Below are 15,917 nucleotides of genomic sequence, written 5' to 3' on the forward strand. Positions count from 1 at the left end.
TCGGACACCCGGACCGACGTGTCGCTGGTGCTTCGCATGCACCACGGCGGCGACTTCGTCATCGACCCGCTGCCGAACCTCGTGTTCACCCGCGACTCGTCGATCTGGATCGGGCCCCGGGTGGTGATTCCGACCCTGGCGCTGCGCGCCCGGGTCCGGGAGGCGTCGCTGACCGATCTCATCTACGCTCATCACCCGCGGTTCACCGGTGTGCGGCGCGCCTACGAGTCGCGCACCGCGCCGGTCGAGGGCGGCGACGTGCTGCTGCTCGCGCCCGGGGTGGTCGCGGTCGGGGTGGGAGAGCGGACCACCCCGGCGGGCGCGGAAGCGTTGGCCCGCAGCCTCTTTGACGACAACCTGGCGAACACCGTGCTCGCTGTTCCGATCGCCCAGCGCCGGGCACAGATGCACCTCGACACGGTGTGCACGCTGGTCGACACCGACGCCGTGGTGATGTACGCCAACGTCGTCGACACGCTGTCGGCGTTCACGATTCAGCGCACGCCGTCGGGAGTCTCGATCAGCGACGAGGCTCCATTCCTCGAGGCCGCGGCCAAGGCGATGGAGATCGACAGGCTGCGCGTCATCGACACCGGCTTGGATCCCGTTGTCGCGGAGCGGGAGCAGTGGGACGACGGCAACAACACGCTGGCGTTGGCGCCCGGCGTCGTGGTCGCCTACGAGCGCAATGCGCAAACCAACGCCCGTCTGCGCGATGCGGGTATCGAGGTGCTGACGATCGCGGGCTCGGAACTGGGCACCGGCCGCGGCGGCCCCCGCTGCATGTCCTGCCCGGTCGCCCGCGGTTCGGTCTAGCGCCAGCTGGGCAGCCAGATCTCCATGTTCCAGGTCTGTTGGGAGATCGGTAGGCCCGTGAGCGCCGGGAACAGCCATGCGAAGTTCGTCACCACCACCGCCACGTAGGCGCTCACGGCGATGAGCCCGAGCGTGCGCCGCTCGGAGTTCACGACTGGCCCCTTGCTTGGCGAGTACAGGATGTCGCCGCAGATCAGCGCGATCCCCATCACCAGGAACGGCGCCATCGTCGACGCATAGAAGAAGTACATCTGCCGGTCGATGTCGGCGAACCACGGCAGCCACCCGGCGCAGTAGCCGGTCAGGACGACGGCGTAGCGCCAGTCACGGCGCACGGCCGCCCGCCACACGGCGTAGATCAGGACCGGCACCGAAAGCCACCACATGGCCGGCGTGCCCACCAGCATCTCCGCTTTGACACACGACTGCGCGCCACACCCGGCGACGTTCTGCTGGTCGATCGCGTACAGCACCGGCCGCAACGACATCGGCCAGCTCCACGGTTTGGATTCCCACGGGTGGTAGTTGCCGGCCGCATTCGTCAGCCCGGCATGGAATTGCAGCGCCTTCGCGCTGTAGTACCACAGCGAGCGGATGGCGTCGGGCATGGGAATGATCCCGTGCGGCCCGATCGTCTGACCGACCTCGTGCCGGTCGATCGCGGTCTCGGACGCGAACCACGGTGCATAGCCGGCCAGATATACCGCGATCGGAATGACCCCGAGCGCATACGCCGTCGGCAGCAGATCGCGCCGCAACGTTCCGAGCCAAGGCCGGGTCACCTGGTATTGGCGTCGGGCCGCCACGTCGAACGCCAGCGACATCGCACCGAAGAACACCACGAAGTACAGACCGGACCACTTTGTCCCACAAGCCAATCCGAGCATGATGCCGGCCAGGAAACGCCACCACCGCACGCCAAGCCGTGGGCCCCAAAGCGTTTCGGCGCTGCGCCCCTCTCGGAGCGCGATGTGCATTCGCTCGCGCACCTGATCGCGGTCGACGATGAGGGCACCGAACGCGGCGACCACGAAGAAGGTGAGTATGCCGTCGAGCAGCGCGGTCCGCGCGGTCACGAAGCTGACACCGTCGCAGATCACCAACACCCCGGCGATGGCGCCGACCAGGGTCGAGCGACTGATGCGCCGGACGATCCGCACCACCAGCGCCACCATGATGATGCCGAGCAGCGCGCCGGTGAACCGCCAGCCGATGCCGTTGTAACCGAAGATCGCCTCGCCGATCGCGATGAGTTGCTTGCCGACCGGAGGGTGGACCACCAGACCGAACCCGGGATTGTCTTCCACCCCATGGTTGTGCAGCGCCTGCCACGCCTGAGGCGCGTAATGCTTTTCGTCGAAAATCGGTGTGCCGGCGTCGGTCGGCGAGCCCAGGTTGATGAATCGGGTCACCGTTGCCACCAGGGTGATCACGCCCGTCACCACCCAGCCGCGGATGTGATCGGTCGGCCCGAAATCGGCCACCTGAACCAGTGGCCCCGGGCTCACGACGGGCACGACGCGCTCCTGGCCGGTGGCGGAGGTTTCGCGGGGCGGGGCGGTCATCGGTGTCGATCGTAGGCTGTCCGTCATGACCACTGGCCGCCTGTTGCTGGGCGCGACCCCGTTGGGCCAGCCGTCGGACGCCTCGCCCCGCCTGCTGGACGCCCTGGCGCGCGCCGACGTGGTGGCGGCCGAGGACACCCGGCGGGCACGCGCGCTTGCCAATGCGCTCGACATCCGGATCACCGGCCGGCTGATCAGCCTGTTCGACCGGGTCGAGGCCACGCGGGTGGAGTCCCTGGTCGCCGCGATCGAGTCGGGCGCGACGGTGCTGGTGATCAGCGATGCCGGGATGCCGGTGATCAGTGACCCCGGCTTCCGGCTGGTCGCGGGTTGCGTCGATGCCGGCCTGCCGGTGCACTGCCTGCCCGGGCCGTCGGCGGTGATGACCGCGCTGGCGGTGTCCGGTCTGCCGGCGGACAAGTTCTGCTTCGAGGGATTCGCTCCCCGCAAATCCTCGGCACGCCGGACCTGGCTGGCCTCGCTGGCCGACGAGCGGCGCACGTGCGTTTTCTTCGAGTCGCCGCGCCGGTTGGCGGCGTGTTTGCGCGACGCCGTGGAGGAACTCGGTGGCGCCCGGCGCGCGGCGGTCTGCCGGGAGTTGACGAAGGTGCACGAGGAAGTGCTGCGCGGCTCGCTCGAGGAACTGTCGGCGTGGGCGGACGACGGCGTGCTCGGCGAGATCACCGTGGTGCTTGCCGGTGCCACCCCGCGCGCGGACCTGCCGGCACTGGTCGGGCTGGTGGAGGGCTTGGTGGCCGAAGGCACCCGCGTCAAGGACGCCTGCACTGAGGTGGCCGCCGCGCATCCGGGGGTGCGCTCGCGGCAGCTCTACGAAGCCGTGCTGCACGCACGCCGCGACTGAAAAGAGCTCAGCCGGGGGAGCGCGCGGTCTCGATGCACGGCACTCCGACGACCGGGGACGCCTTGTGCAGGCATTCCGCCCATTCGGCGTCCGGGTTGGAGTCGGCCGTGATCCCGCCGCCGACCCCCAGTACGGCGCCACCGGCGGCATCGAATTCAACCGTGCGGATCGCGACGTTCAGTTCGCAGCCGGCGACGGGAGATGCCAAACCTATTGTGCCACAGTATATCCCGCGGCGATGCGGCTCCCATTGCGAAAGCAGCTGGCGGGCACGGTGTTTGGGGGTGCCGGTAACCGAGGCCGGGGGGAAGGCGGCGTCCAGCAGCGCCGACATGGTCAGCTCGGCGGGCACCCGCGCCGACACCGTGGATACCAGGTGCCACACGCCCGGCGCCCGCCGCACGACCAACAGCTCCGGGACGGTGACGCTGCCGACGACCGCGACTCGGCCGAGATCGTTGCGCACCAGGTCCACGATCATGATGTTCTCGGCGACCTCTTTCGCCGACGCGCGCAGCGCCGACGGCCAGGCATCCAGTGGCAGAGTGCCTTTGATGGGGCTGGAGGTGACCAACGTCCCGCGGCGCCGCAGGAACAGCTCCGGGGACAGCGATGCCACCGCACCCCACGGCCCGGCGATGTAGGCGGCGCGGGCCGGCGAGGTGCGGGCCACGCCGCCAATGAAGAAGTCCAGCGGGGCACCGGCGACCGTGCCGGTGAATTGCGTGCACACGCAGGCCTGGTACACCTCGCCGGCGCGGATGGCTTCCAGGCAGGCTGCCACCCCGTCGCGGTGGGCCGCCCGGTCCGCGATGTCCCAGTCGATCCGGCATTCGCGCGCCGGGGCCGCCGTCACGGCCAGGGCGGCGGTCAGCCATTCCGGCATCGGTGCGCCGGAAAGGCTTTCGTACCACCACATTCCGTCGCGGTCACGGCGCAGCACGCAGTCGGTCCAGCCGCCGACGGCTTCCGGGATTCGGTTCGGCTGACCGTCGGCGCCGGGGTCGGGGTACGAGAGGTAACCGATCCAGCCGCCGCCCACGGCGGGTGACTCGGGCGTGCGCGACCCGATCTGAACCGCGAACACGTCGTCTGCGGCCACCGGATGCGCCGCCACACTCGGCGCGATCACCGCCAGCGCGTCGAACCAGTCGCCGGTCAGCGCGGCGGGCGGCGGAAGATCGAGCCGGCTGGTGGCGTCACCCACCGCACGCAGCACCTTAGGTGCTGCGCCGAGGTCGCCGAGCCGTTCGATTCGCACCGCCCTAGCTTGACAGAACCGCGCACTTTCGCATTCCGGGCGTCTACCCGCTCAGCCGCGAGTGATGTCCCGGGCGGTGGCCAGCGCCGCGAGCTTCTGCGGATTGCGCATCACGTAGAAATTGGTGATCTTGCCGTCGGCGATCTCCACCGTGATCACCCCTTCGAGCTGGTCGTCGAGATAGAGCAACACCGCCGGCGCGCTGTTGCAGGTCACCATGTCTACGCGCAGCGCGGGCATCTCCGCGGCTCTGCGCATCAGCCCGGCGATCGCCCGGGCCACCCGGTCGGCACCGACCACCGGCCTGCGGGCAGCACTCACGATGCCGCCGCTGTCGGCTGTCCAGGTGGCGTCCGGGGCGAGCATCGTCATCAGTGCCTCCACATCCCCGCCGGCTGCCGCCGCCAGGAACTGGGCGGTGAGCTCCGCGTTGCGTTCCGGGTCCGCCGCTTCGAACCTCTTCCGCCGCGCCCGCACGTGTTCACGCGCCCGGTGCGCGACCTGTCGCACGGTGGCCGCCGGTTTGCCGACCGCCGCGCCGATCTCGCCGTAGTCGAAACCGAACACCTCGCGCAGCACGAACACCGCGCGCTCGTCGGGGCTCAGGGTTTCCAGCAAGACCAGCATCGCCATCGAAACCGATTCCGCCAGAACGACATCGGCCGAAGGATCCTGCTCGTCGAGGAGCAGGGGCTCGGGCAGCCAGGGCCCCACGTACTCCTCGCGACGACGCGCGCCGGCCCGCAGCGCGTTGAGCGCCTGCCGGGTGACCAGCTGGGCCAGGTAGGACTTGGTGTCGCGCACCGTCGTCAGGTCGACCTCGGCCCACCGCAGATAGCCGTCCTGCAACACGTCGTCGGCTTCGGTTGCCGAGCCCAGGATTTCGTAAGCGATGGTGAACAGCAGCGGCCGCAGCAGCGTGAACCGCTCGGCGTGCTCGTCGCCGGCGGTCATTGGAGAGCGACCTGTTGATCGGCGGCGAGCTGCGCGGCCCGGTTGCCGCCCTTGATCCAGAAGTAGGAGCCCGGTTTCTTCGCTTCGCGCCGGATACCCCACAGCGTGCCCTTGCAGATCGCCTCCTTGATGGATGCGACGGTCCGGCCGCCCAGCGCGACGTCCACCGGGGTGTCGTCGGTGCGGGCGAACTGCAGGGTGCCGTGGTCGCGTCCCAGGCTGATGCACTGTCCCACGAACGCCTGGCTGAGTGCGGCGGGCGGCTGCCCGGCGATTCGGCTGAGCACGGTCTCGGCGGCCTGGGCCCCCAGCGGCTGCGCGGCCTGGCAGCTCATCCGCAGCGGGTGACCCGACGGTGCGGCGGCGTCACCGGTGGCGACGACGCGGTCGTCGTCGACGCTGGTCAGGGTTTCGTCGGTCAGCAGCCGGCCGAGCGCGTCGGTGGGAAGCCCGCTGCGCGCGGCCAGGTCCGGCACCGCGAATCCGGCCGTCCACACGGTCGCCGCGCTGGGCAGCACCGCGCCGTCGGACAGCACAACGCTTTCGGCGCGGACCTCGCTCGCCGTCGCGAACTCCAGCACATCGACGTCTAGTTGGCGCAGTTGCCTGGCGACCGAACGCCGACCGCGGTTGCTCAAAGACGCGCCGAGCGTGCCACCGCAGACCAGGGTCACCGGGCGTCCCAGCTCGGCCAGCTCGGAGGCCGTTTCGATGCCGGTCAATCCGGCGCCCACCACCGTGATCGGCGCCCCCAGTGGCAGGTCGGCGAGGGCGTAGCGAAGCCGCTGCGCGCTTTCCAGGTCGGCGACCGAAAACGCGAACTCGGCGGCGCCGGGGACGCCGGCGGGGGTCGCGTTGGTGCTGCCGACGGCGTAGATGAGGTAGTCGTAGCCCAGCTCGGTGCCCGAGGACAGCCGAACCCGACGGCGGTCGGTTTCGATGTGGGCGACGGTGTCGACGACCAGCCGCACCTCGTCGCCCAGCAGCGTCGCGTAATCGACCGTCGCAGTGGCGGTGTCGGCGACCAACTGGTGCAGCCGGATCCGCTCCACAAAGACGGGGCGGGGATTCACCAGCGTGACGTTGACGTCGCGGCGTTGCCGCAGACGGTTGGCGGCCAGGGTCCCGGCGTATCCGCCACCGACAACGACGACATGAGTTTCTTTGTGTGCGGTAGTCATTGGTTTCTCCTGTTCTCACGGGCTATGTGCACTTGAGACACCGCAGGTCGGCCGGGCGTGACAGGCTCGGGCGTCATTGTGACGCGCTTCACTGGCCACGCCCGTGCGACCCTTCCCGCCGGCGGTGGTTCGGGCGTCGTTGCGGGGGTGTTTTCTTGAGTCATCGGCGCAGTTCAACGGGGGGCTCTCGGGTGGCTTGGCACACTATTTCCGACTCGCGCCTGGGCGGTTACACTCACGACACAAGCCGCCAACTATGGGGTTCTCGGTGCCTGTCAGGGTGCATCTGGCGAAGAACCTTGGGGGCGACGACAATCCTTGTCTGGGCCACCCGCCCACCTGGGACATGTGCCCATACCGGAGGAGCCCGTGCCGCGCAGCTTGGATCTGATCGTCACCTCCGTCGCCACGCAGCTGATGGAGGCAACGGGATCCACCGCCACGCAGGTGAGCGAAAAGGTACTCAGTCAACTCGTCGAGCAGTTCGGTTGGGCCGCGGGCTTCTTGCGCCACCACGACCACGACATCCGGGCCTCGGTGCTGGTGGCGGAATGGCCACCGCGGCCCGACGTCCCGGACCCTGACCCGCTGGCAATCGTCGGTTTCACCAGCGCCGATCCGTTGCTCGCGGAGTGCGAACACGGCAGAAAGCCGGTGCTGATCCGGCCGGACCAGAACAACCGCATCTTTGCGCGCTGGGTCAACGGGTCAAAGACACCCTGCTCGCCCTCGGTCGCTGCCGCACCGCTGGTTTCCGGCGAGACGACCACCGGCGTGCTCGCCTTCATCAAGGACGCAGCGCAGAAGTGGAAACAAGAGGAGATCAACACCCTCGAGGCGGTCGCCGCCCTCTTCGCGCAACTGCAAGCCCGGATCGCCGCCGAAGAGAAGCTGCGCTACCTGGCCGAGCATGACGATCTGACCGGCCTGTACAACCGTCGGGCACTGGTCTCGCACCTGTCCGGGCGGCTGGCCGCGGGAAACCCGGGACCCGTCGCCGTCTTGTACCTCGACCTCGACCGGCTGAAGTCGATCAACGACTACCTCGGACACACCGCGGGCGACTGGTTCATCAAGGTCTTCGCGCAGCGCCTGCGGGCGTGCGCGGGCGACAGCATGATCGCCCGGCTGGGTGGGGACGAGTTCATCGTTATCCCCGACGAGCCGATGGCCGGCGCTACGGCAGAGTCGTTGGGCCGCCGGCTGGGTTCAATGCTGTGCGAACGCCTGGCTATCGACGGCCACATGATCACCCGCACCGTCAGCATCGGCGTCGCGGTGGGCACGCCGGGCCGCGATGACAGCACCGATCTACTGCGTCGCGCCGACGAAGCGGTGCTGGCCGCCAAGCGCGGCGGCGGCAACCAAGTCGTGCTGTCCACCGATGACATGTCGTTGAAAAGCGCTTTCCGCAACGACATTGAGCTTCATCTGCACGGCGACATCTCCAGTGAGGCCTTGGTGCTGCACTATCTCCCCGAGGTCGACTTGTGGACCGGCGCCATCGTGGCGGCGGAGGCCCTGGTCCGCTGGCGGCACCCGATCTGGGGGCTGCTGCTGCCGGATTCGTTCATCGGTGTCGCCGAATCCGCCAATCTCGCGGGGGAATTGGGCGGGTGGGTGATGCGAAGTGCCTGCGCGGAGTTCAGCCGATGGCGATCCAACGGGGTGGGGGAGGACGCGATACTGCGCATCAACGTCTCGCCCGTCCAACTGATCACCCGCGGATTCGTCAAGAGCGTCGCCGACACCATCGACGAATTCGGCATCGACGGCGGATCGGTGTGCCTGGAGATCACCGAGCGTGCCGTGGTGCGCGACATCGAGACAACGCGCAAAACCCTGGCGGCACTGAAGGATGTCGGGGTCAAGATCGCCATCGACGACTTCGGCACCGGCTACGCGGTCCTGTCGCACCTCAAGTCACTCCCCGTCGACATGCTCAAGATCGACACCGGATTCGTCCGCGACTTGGGCAACAACGCCGGCGATTTGGCCATCGTCCGGGCGATCATCGGACTCGCGGAGGCGTTCGATCTGCAAATCGTTGCCGAGGGCGTCGAAACGCCCGCTGCCGCACTGACTTTGATGCGGCACGGATGCCATCGGGCGCAGGGGTTCCTGTTGTCGCGCCCTGTTACCGGCGCGGCGATGGAGGAGTTGCTCTCGGCTCGCTGGATGCCGATGCCGTTCCTCGCCGACGCCGAACATTGTCGTTAGGCACAATCCAGTCCCCGTGACAGTCTTTCGATCGTTGAGGAAAAGCGCTTTTGCGGTTGTGATGTGCGTGTGCACGGCACTGGCGGCGAACGGCTGTGGTGGGCACAGCAATCCCGGGCCGCTGTCCGCGATGGTCAGCCCGCCGATACCGACCACCGTGCAAGAAATGTCGAATCCGCTGCGAGGTCAATACGAAGACGCGTTGAATCCGCTCTTCCCCCAAGGCAATACCGCGCAGCAGCGGTTTCCGGCATGGCCGGCGTCCTACGATGCGAGCTTGCGTGTACCGTGGCGGCAGTTGCAGCCCATCGATCCGCACACGCTGCCCGCCGATGCCCCCGATGACGCCAAGTTCGACTTCAGCGCGATCGACGATGCGCTGACGAAGCTGGGAAACCGGAACATGCGCCTGACGCTGGGGGTGTACTTCTACAAATCCTGTTGCGGCGACTCGTATCCGGACAACACCAACGTTGCGATCCCGGACTGGGTGCGTCCCGCTGCTATCACCTACCCGGGGCCCGCGAGCGGTCCCTCCGCCGGGGTGGCGCAGGTGGTGCCTAAATGGAACGACCCCGGCTACCTGAACGCGGCCGCACAGCTGATCGGCGCGCTAGGGCGCCGGTACGACGGCGACGAACGAGTCAGCGTTTTCGAATTCTCCGGTTACGGCGATTACAACGAGAACCAGCTCCCATACCTGCGCGACGCACTGGGGGCTCCGGGGCCCGCTCCCGACGGCAGCCAGGCGGCACTGGGGTACTACAGCGATTCGCGCGACCAGAGCATCACCGCAGACTCCATTCGGCAACTGGTCGCGGCCAACGTCGACGCGTTTCCCCACACGCAATTGGTGGTCACTCCGCAGAATCCGGAGATCGTGCGTGAACTCCTCGCCGACGACGTCACCAAGAAGTTGTCCGCCCCGGTGGGTATCCGCGCGGACTGCCTCGGCGTGCAGGCGCCACTGCCGGTGTGGGCGGACTCGAACGACTCGCACTACGTGCGGATCAACGATTCGGTGGTCAACGCGATCAAGCAGCGGCTGGTCTCGGCGCCGGTGATCAGCGCGTGGTGTCCGCTGCCCGGCGGAGCCGACCGGCAGGCGTATTACGAACGGGGCCTGCACGACGTCGTTCGCTATCACGTGTCGATGACGTCCAGCGCGCGCTTCCCCGACCGGGATGCCACCTCGGCGATGGATCCCAAGCTGTATCAGCTGTGGGCCCAGGCCAACGCCTTCGCCGGCTACCGGTACTCGGTCGAAGCGCGGCCGGGCTCGCAGTCGATACAGGGCTCCGCAAAGGGAGACGTGGCGAGCATCACCGTCGACTGGACCAACTACGGCTCGGCCGCCGCCACGGAGCGCTGGACGCCGGGCTACAAGCTGGTGGACTTCTCCGGCGCGGTGGTCCGGAGCCTGCCCGCCACGGTGAACCTCAAGACGCTGGTCTACGACGACACGAGCCAGTCGCGCGAGCAGGCGGTGCCTGCGTCGACCGCCGAGTCTGTGCACGTCGACCTGGCCGGATTGGCGCCCGGGCACTACACGCTGCGGGCCTCTGTGGACTGGCAACAGCACAAACCGGCTGCCTCGCACGTGGTGAACTACGCGCCCATGGCGCTGGGCCGTGACGGCCGCGACGAATCGGGTCTCTATCCGATTGCAACACTTGATATTCCGCGCGACTATCCGACCGCGGGAAACGGATGATTTATGCCGTCCCCGGTGGCCGGCCCGATGCGTCCGGTCCGGTTCGGGATCGGGCACTTCGAACGCCGGTAGCGGGGTGGATTCCCGCGTCTGGGAGGCCTTCGGCGCGCGGCCCGCGAGCCACTTTCGGCACCGGCAATCGGCTGACCAGTAAATTAGTTAGTTAGGTTTATCAAACCTGTGGCCATATGAGACAAGTGCCAACATACTGCTAGTATGCAAATGTCAGTTAAACGAACCCTAAGTATTTGGCTGGGATGTCCTGCATCGACGCCAGGGCTTCGCAGCCAACATATGCTGCTAACTCGGGAGCGGCCCAAGTGCCGTTCGTGATCCGTTTGGTGAGCGCTGGCCGAGACGGCAGTGGGCGCCCGGGCAAGGAGCGACCGTGAACGTCGAAGCGATCGACCCGGGCCATGGCGTCGGCCAGAAACTCAGAGCCGGCGTGCCCGCCGACGCGATAGCAGGCGGACATTCCGCTCACTTGTTCCTGGGCGGGTCAGGTCTTTATTCCGATGACGTCCAACTCGGCTGACGGTCGCGCAGACACGACGCGCCGACACATCTTGCGCGCCGCTGCGCATCAGTTTGCCCAACGCGCCTATCACGAGGTCGGTCTCGACGACATCCTGGCCGAAGCCGAACTGACGAAGGGGGCAATGTATTTTCACTTCCGCTCGAAATACGCGCTGGCTCTCGCGATCATCAAGATCCAGACGGCCGCGGGCACCTTCGCTGTGGAAGACCTACTGTCTCGAAATCTTTCGGGTCTAGAGACACTGATCGACTTCTCCTACCTGATAGCCGCGCAGGACATCGAGACCGAAGAGGTCAGGGCTGGATTAAACCTGCTCGAGTCGGTGGGACGGTCGGAGGGATTGCAGGAAGGTCTGCTCGACGGCTGGATCGATGCGCTTGCTGTGGTCGTCGAAAAAGCCATTGCCGACGGCGACATCGACAATCGGTGTATCCCACAGGATGTCGGACGCCTCATAGTGTCGTTGCATATGGGGTTGCGTCAAACCAGCAATCTCGACGATCCGGAGCGGTTCCTACTTGACCTCGAAAAGAGTTGGAACGTGATTCTGACTGGTATCCTTCAACGCGACCGGATCGATTACTTCAGCCAATTCCTCAGGCGGCGCACCGCACTCGCCATCAAAACTCGCTCGGCCGTCATGGATTTTGATTGAAGCACTGAGGTCAGAAGGTCAAAAACCGTTGTAGCGCAAAGTTGCTAGGCTTATCTTCCCCCACGGGAAGTTAAGCGAAGCGACGATCCGGGATCTGCGCAGATCCACGGAACCCCCGGAGGTGCAGGAGCGATGGCGCGCCAGGTTCGATCCGAAGCCACCAGGCGAAAGATCCTCGATGCCGCAATCGATGTGTTCGGCGAGGTCGGCTACGCCGCGGCGGCATGGGGCACGATCATCGAGCGGACAGGGATGACCAAAGGTGCCCTGTATCACCATTTCGACTCCAAGGAGTCACTGGCGTCGGCCATTATCGAGGAAGGCGCCGACACGCTTCTTGTCGCTTTCCGCAATGTGTGCGGGTCGTCTTCGCCCGCGCTCGAGAACATGATTCACGGCACGTTTACCGTGGCAGACGTGCTCCGGTCGGACAAAGTGGCACGCGCGGCCGAGCAATTGACCTTCGGCTTAAGCGGATTCAACGAGGCGGCCACCCAATTCTGCGGGGGCCTGCTGGAGTTGATGATCGCCGAGGCCCGGAGGGCAAGCGCCGAAGGAGATCTCCGGCCCGATCTCGACCCTGCAATGGTCAGTGAGTCGATTATCGGCGCGATGCTGGGAACGCAATTGCTATCCAACGCGATTCCCGAAATGGAGGCCAACGGCGACCTCATCGGGCGAACCGGGAAGGTGTGGGAACTCCTACTCGCGGGTATCGTCGCCGAAGAATCGCTTCCGTATTTTCGCCAATTCCTGATTCGCGAAGCCCTGCGCTATGCGCAACCCGCGGCCGCTTCCCGTGCTAATACCCGCTCGGCGGTAGAGGTCGAATAACCGAGGTCAGTGAACTCGCTTGTGGCGCAATCCAACTGCGGATGGCCGAGTTGGAAACGATTTCTCTTCGCTTATCGGCCTTCGTTTCGCGTACCGGGTTCGGCGTCGGGCGCTTGGTAGCGCGGGAACACGCCGCTGGGCGGCGGTAGCTGGGTGCCCGGGGTCAGTCGCGTACCGACTGCGGTAAACGCTCGTTGACTTTCGTTCTGCCCCAGCAGGTCCAGCAGCTTGGCGGCGGAATCGGGCATGACGGGTTGGACCAGCAGCGCCGCGATGCGGACCACCTCGCATGTGGTGTAGAGCACGGTGCGAAACCTGGCCTGGTCGGCCGCGGCCTCGCTCTTGCGCAACACCCACGGTTGCTCCGCCGAAAAGTACCGGTTGGCGTCTCCGAGCATCAGCCAGATCGCCTCGAGGGCCAAATGCATTGCCTGGTCGTCGAAATTGGCGCGCACTCGCTCCAGCAAAGCGTCGGCCGTCCCCAGCAGCTGGGAGTCGGCGGGGGTCGGCTCGCCGGGTTCGGGCACGATCCCGTCGAGGTTCTTGGTGACCATGGACAATGATCGCTGCGCCAGGTTGCCCAGCTCGTTGGCCAAATCGGCGTTGGTTCGGGCGATGATCGCGTCTTCGCTGTAGCTGCCGTCCTGTCCGAACGGGACCTCGCGAAGGAGGAAATAGCGCACCTGATCCAGGCCGAAGGTGTCGACCAATGTCACCGGGTCGACAATGTTGCCCACCGATTTGCTCATCTTCTCGCCGCGGTTGAGCAGAAACCCGTGCGCGAAAACCCTTCTCGGCAACTCGATTCCCGCCGACATCAGAAACGCCGGCCAGTAGACGGTGTGGAATCGGATGATGTCCTTGCCGATCATGTGCAAGTCCGCCGGCCAATAGCGCCGGAACACCGGCGAATCCGTGTCCGGATAGCCCACGCCGGTCAGGTAGTTCGTCAGCGCGTCGACCCAGACATACATGACGTGATCGGGATGCTCGGGGACCTTCACCCCCCAATCGAAAGAGGTTCGCGAGATCGACAGATCCCGCAGCCCACCCGACACGAAGCTCACCACTTCGTTACGCCGCACCTCGGGCGCAATGAAGTCCGGGTTGGCCTCGTAGTGGGCCAGCAACTTATCGGTGTAGGCCGACAGCCGGAAGAAATAGGTCTGCTCCTCGGTCCAGGTCACCGGGGTGCCGGTCTCGATGGCGATCCGGGTGCCGTCGACGAGCGCGGTCTCCGACTCGACGAAGAACCGCTCGTCGCGCACGGAGTACCAGCCCGAGTAGGTATCCAGGTAGATGTCACCGGCCGCGGACATCCGTTGCCAGATCGCCTTGGACGCCTCGTGGTGGTCGGCATCGGTGGTGCGGATGAACCGGTCGAAGGAGATGTTCAGCTTCTCCTGCAGCCGTTGGAACACATCGGAATTGCGCCGCGCCAAATCCGCGGTCGGAATGCCTTCGGCCGCGGCCGTCTCGACCATCTTGAGGCCGTGCTCGTCGGTGCCGGTCAGAAAACGCACGTCCAAGCCGTCGAGCCGCTTGAACCGGGCGATGGCGTCGGTGGCGATGTACTCGTAGGCATGTCCGACGTGCGGATTGCCATTGGGGTACGTGATCGCGGTCGTGACGTAGTAGGGCCTCATCGAGAGTCCACCTTATTGTGTGCGCGTGAGCTCTGATCGCCGACAACGAGAAGCACCGCCCGCTCCTGAGCCGCTGGCGCCGCTGATCGACGCCCACACCCATCTGGATGCGTGCGGCGCGAGCGATGCCGAGGGCGTGCGGGCGATCATGGACCGCGCCGAGGCCGTCGGGGTGACCGCGGCCGTCACCATCGCCGACGATCTGGACTCGGCCCGGTGGGTCACCCGGGCCGCCGCGTGGGATCCGCGCGTGTATGCGGCGGTGGCCTTGCATCCGACCCGCGCGGACGCGCTCGACGATGCCGCCCGTGCCGAGATCGAAGAACTGACCGCCGGCCCCCGGGTGGTGGCGGTCGGCGAGACCGGGATGGACCTGTATTGGCCCGGCCGGCTGGACGGCTGCGCCCAGCCGGACGTGCAGCGCGACGCCTTCGCCTGGCACATCGACCTGGCGAAACGCAGTGGGAAACCGCTGATGATCCACAACCGGGAGGCCGACACCGAGGTCCTCGACGTGCTGGCGGCCGAGGGCGCGCCGGACGTCGTGATCTTCCACTGCTTCTCGTCGGACAGCGCGATGGCCCGTCGTTGCGTGGATGCCGGGTGGTTACTCAGCCTGTCCGGCACGGCGAGTTTTCGCAACGCCCGAGCCCTGCGGGAAGCCGTTCCGCTGATACCGGCCGAGCAGCTTCTGGTGGAGACCGACGCGCCGTTCCTGACCCCGCACCCCTATCGCGGAGCGGCGAATGAGCCGTACTGCCTGCCCTATACTGTTCGGGCGATCGCTGAACTGCTTGATCGTCGCCCCGAAGACGTGGCGCAGGTAACTACGAGCAACGCTCGCCGGGTGTATGGACTGGCCGCCTACTGACCCGGTCGACAAAGTGATTTCCGTTAACGTCACCGCGTCGGAGTTGCCCAACATTGGCCGGTTCGTTACCGTCTTGTGATCGGACGGTGGGCCGTGTGCCCTTTTTATCTTTTATCTGCTGATTGGGTCGTAAGAGTGGTGGTCGTGGTCGGAGTAAACGGGCGTTGAGCGTACTAACGAAACTTCATCAAACCCCTTCGCCGATGTTGCGCCTGGTTGTCGCCGGGCTGCTGGTGGTTCTGGCACTCGCCGGTGGGTTTGCCGTTTCGGCGGCGAAAACAGTGACGTTGACTGTCGACGGCATCGCGATGCGGGTGACGACCATGAAGTCGCGCGTGATCGACATCGTCAAAGAGAACGGCTTCACCGTCGACGAGCGCGACGACCTTTATCCCGCCGCTGACGTCACCATGCGCGATGCAGGCAACATCGTCCTGCGCCGCAGCCGGCCGCTGCAGATCTCGCTGGACGGCCACGACACCAAGCAGATGTGGACGACCGCGTCCACCGTCGACGAGGCGCTGGCCCAGTTGGCGATGACCGACACCGCCCCGGCCGCGGCCTCGCGCGCCAGCCGTGTCCCGCTCGCGGGCATGGCGCTGCCCGTGGTCAGCGCAAAGACGGTCCGCATCAACGATGGTGGGGCGATCCGTACCGTGCACCTGCCCGCGCCGAATGTCTCGGGCCTGCTCAGCGCCGCCGGCGCGCCGTTGCTCGACAGCGACCAGGCGGTGCCCAACGCCGCGGCGCCGATCGTCGACGGCATGGAAATCCAGGTCACCCGCAACCGGATTCAGCGG

General features: G+C 66.5%; 14 protein-coding genes. 9 read left to right on the top strand and 5 right to left on the bottom strand.

The window, feature by feature from the left end; genetic code table 11:
• On the top strand, window positions 1–816 hold an 816-nt coding region (locus tag JOZ00_RS11130; RefSeq protein ID WP_293343673.1), incomplete at its 5' end, for an arginine deiminase family protein.
• Here JOZ00_RS11130 and JOZ00_RS11135 read toward each other — a convergent pair.
• Entirely contained in the window at window positions 813–2,381 is a 1,569-nt protein-coding gene (locus tag JOZ00_RS11135) for a dolichyl-phosphate-mannose--protein mannosyltransferase (protein WP_293343676.1), read from the bottom strand. The two genes, JOZ00_RS11130 and JOZ00_RS11135, sit on opposite strands and share 4 nt — an antisense overlap.
• Before the next feature lie 25 nt (window positions 2,382–2,406).
• On the opposite strand from JOZ00_RS11135, the gene rsmI reads away from it, so the two are divergent.
• Entirely contained in the window at window positions 2,407–3,243 is an 837-nt protein-coding gene (gene rsmI, locus JOZ00_RS11140) for a 16S rRNA (cytidine(1402)-2'-O)-methyltransferase (protein ID WP_293343678.1), read from the top strand.
• A 7-nt stretch (window positions 3,244–3,250) separates the two neighbouring features.
• On the opposite strand, the gene JOZ00_RS11145 is transcribed toward rsmI, so the two are convergent.
• From JOZ00_RS11145 to JOZ00_RS11155, 3 genes are read right to left on the bottom strand one after another with little or no spacing between them, the layout of a single operon-like run.
• Entirely contained in the window at window positions 3,251–4,504 is a 1,254-nt protein-coding gene (locus JOZ00_RS11145) for an aminodeoxychorismate synthase component I (RefSeq protein WP_293343680.1), read from the bottom strand.
• A 51-nt stretch (window positions 4,505–4,555) separates the two neighbouring features.
• Complete coding sequence (locus JOZ00_RS11150) at window positions 4,556–5,458, bottom strand: RNA polymerase sigma-70 factor (RefSeq protein WP_293343682.1); 903 nt, start codon at window positions 5,456–5,458, stop codon at window positions 4,556–4,558.
• On the bottom strand, window positions 5,455–6,639 hold the full coding sequence (locus JOZ00_RS11155; RefSeq protein ID WP_293343684.1) for an FAD-dependent oxidoreductase: 1,185 nt from the start codon (window positions 6,637–6,639) through the stop codon (window positions 5,455–5,457). Before JOZ00_RS11155 ends, JOZ00_RS11150 begins: the two co-directional genes overlap by 4 nt.
• 369 nt (window positions 6,640–7,008) lie before the next feature.
• Between JOZ00_RS11155 and JOZ00_RS11160 the strand changes: the two genes are divergently transcribed.
• The 5 genes from JOZ00_RS11160 (at window position 7,009) to JOZ00_RS11180 (ending at window position 12,600) form a co-directional block, all read left to right on the top strand.
• Window positions 7,009–8,859 (top strand): sensor domain-containing phosphodiesterase, encoded by a 1,851-nt coding sequence (locus JOZ00_RS11160; RefSeq protein ID WP_293343686.1) that lies wholly within the window; start codon window positions 7,009–7,011, stop codon window positions 8,857–8,859.
• Between the two features lie 61 nt (window positions 8,860–8,920).
• A complete protein-coding gene (locus JOZ00_RS11165) occupies window positions 8,921–10,573 on the top strand; it encodes a hypothetical protein (protein WP_293343699.1) in 1,653 nt (550 codons plus the stop codon).
• Between the two features lie 388 nt (window positions 10,574–10,961).
• On the top strand, window positions 10,962–11,108 hold the full coding sequence (locus JOZ00_RS11170) for a hypothetical protein (RefSeq protein ID WP_293343688.1): 147 nt from the start codon (window positions 10,962–10,964) through the stop codon (window positions 11,106–11,108).
• Window positions 11,089–11,766, top strand: a complete 678-nt coding sequence (locus tag JOZ00_RS11175) for a TetR/AcrR family transcriptional regulator (RefSeq protein WP_293343690.1) — start codon at window positions 11,089–11,091, stop codon at window positions 11,764–11,766. Before JOZ00_RS11170 ends, JOZ00_RS11175 begins: the two co-directional genes overlap by 20 nt.
• A gap of 132 nt (window positions 11,767–11,898) precedes the next feature.
• Window positions 11,899–12,600, top strand: a complete 702-nt coding sequence (locus tag JOZ00_RS11180; RefSeq protein ID WP_293343692.1) for a TetR/AcrR family transcriptional regulator — start codon at window positions 11,899–11,901, stop codon at window positions 12,598–12,600.
• A 71-nt stretch (window positions 12,601–12,671) separates the two neighbouring features.
• Here the strand turns inward: JOZ00_RS11180 and metG are convergent, their stop codons facing one another.
• On the bottom strand, window positions 12,672–14,246 hold the full coding sequence (gene metG, locus JOZ00_RS11185; RefSeq protein ID WP_293343693.1) for a methionine--tRNA ligase: 1,575 nt from the start codon (window positions 14,244–14,246) through the stop codon (window positions 12,672–12,674).
• Between the two features lie 19 nt (window positions 14,247–14,265).
• Between metG and JOZ00_RS11190 the strand changes: the two genes are divergently transcribed.
• Together JOZ00_RS11190 and JOZ00_RS11195 are read left to right on the top strand one after the other, a co-directional pair.
• Window positions 14,266–15,117 carry a TatD family hydrolase gene (locus tag JOZ00_RS11190; RefSeq protein ID WP_293343695.1) on the top strand — a complete coding sequence of 284 codons (852 nt, stop codon included), beginning with the start codon at window positions 14,266–14,268 and terminating at the stop codon, window positions 15,115–15,117.
• A 164-nt stretch (window positions 15,118–15,281) separates the two neighbouring features.
• Window positions 15,282–15,917: ubiquitin-like domain-containing protein (locus tag JOZ00_RS11195; RefSeq protein ID WP_293343697.1), on the top strand; the 636-nt coding region annotated here is incomplete at its 3' end.

It is taken from the genome of Mycobacterium sp., from assembly GCF_019243155.1.
Lineage (GTDB): Bacteria > Actinomycetota > Actinomycetes > Mycobacteriales > Mycobacteriaceae > Mycobacterium.

Coding starts and splice junctions, on each gene's coding strand:
- JOZ00_RS11135 (WP_293343676.1), bottom strand. CDS start 2,381: ATGACCGCCCCGCCCCGCGAAACCTCCGCCACCGGCCAGGAGCGCGTC.
- rsmI (WP_293343678.1), top strand. CDS start 2,407: ATGACCACTGGCCGCCTGTTGCTGGGCGCGACCCCGTTGGGCCAGCCG.
- metG (WP_293343693.1), bottom strand. CDS start 14,246: ATGAGGCCCTACTACGTCACGACCGCGATCACGTACCCCAATGGCAAT.
- JOZ00_RS11155 (WP_293343684.1), bottom strand. CDS start 6,639: ATGACTACCGCACACAAAGAAACTCATGTCGTCGTTGTCGGTGGCGGA.
- JOZ00_RS11150 (WP_293343682.1), bottom strand. CDS start 5,458: ATGACCGCCGGCGACGAGCACGCCGAGCGGTTCACGCTGCTGCGGCCG.
- JOZ00_RS11180 (WP_293343692.1), top strand. CDS start 11,899: ATGGCGCGCCAGGTTCGATCCGAAGCCACCAGGCGAAAGATCCTCGAT.
- JOZ00_RS11165 (WP_293343699.1), top strand. CDS start 8,921: ATGTGCGTGTGCACGGCACTGGCGGCGAACGGCTGTGGTGGGCACAGC.
- JOZ00_RS11175 (WP_293343690.1), top strand. CDS start 11,089: ATGACGTCCAACTCGGCTGACGGTCGCGCAGACACGACGCGCCGACAC.